1 pseudogene is annotated in these 899 nt (G+C 54.7%); it reads left to right on the plus strand.

Annotated features, from left to right (window positions below):
- Window positions 1–256: 256 nt before the first annotated feature.
- Window positions 257–899, plus strand: a pseudogene (locus DVK07_RS19790) (DUF499 domain-containing protein); the annotation flags it as partial.

Consider the following 899-nt stretch of genomic DNA (forward strand, 5'->3'; position numbering starts at 1 on the left):
AATCCAGTTGGCCAGCCTGGAGACGAACTGCTTGAATCGTCTGTACGTGGTCCGCCTCAGGAGAGTCCGCATCTATCGACTCCAGAAGATCAGTCGCAGATTCGTGAGTGACCTCTGTGTCAACGAGGTCGAAGTCTGCCATATCACGGTAGAATCAGGTGAGAGGCAAATACGTTGTGTGACATCCAAATAGTCGACAGCTACTGTCACCCGAGCGTTTATTGTGTCGACACAAGCAGTAGTTAAGTACCTAAGAATGGCCGAGACTGAGCCCTTGCCCAAAACTCTCGATGACACGGTCACCCTGAGCCGTGAGCTTCGAGAGGATGGACAAATAGATGGACAAGTAAAACTCTACAACGTCGAGGATGACGACGAGTTCGAGTCGGACGCCGAGCTCTTCTTCGATCGGACGCTGATGACTCAAGGGCTTCGAGAAGCCCTCACGATTCTCCGTGATTCCCTTACCGGTGACGACCCGCGAGGGACGCATATTCTCTATGGCCCGTACGGTAGTGGCAAGTCCCACCAGATGGTTGCCCTCTATCACTGCTTTGACGCCCCCGCTGCTGCTGCTGATTGGGCCAGCGACTCAGTAGATGGGTTCGAGTCGGCGCTCCCTGATAACGCGACTCCGATTACAGTCGCAATGCAGAACGAGCAATACGAGTACCTCTGGGAGCCGTTCTTCGAAGCACTGGACTACGACCCAGGGACGTTCGAATCCGGCGGCTACCCCGATATGCAGACGATTCAAGATGCCGTTGGGGACGAAACTGTCGCGTTCTTCGTCGACGAGCTCGAAGACTGGTTCGACACGCTTCAGGGCGACCGGAAGAGCTCAAACAAAGCCTTTCTCCAATCACTGCTTGAATCGACCGCGCTCTCCGATCTCGATC

The sequence above is a fragment of the Halorubrum sp. Atlit-26R genome (assembly GCF_003666015.1).
Classification (GTDB): domain Archaea; phylum Halobacteriota; class Halobacteria; order Halobacteriales; family Haloferacaceae; genus Halorubrum.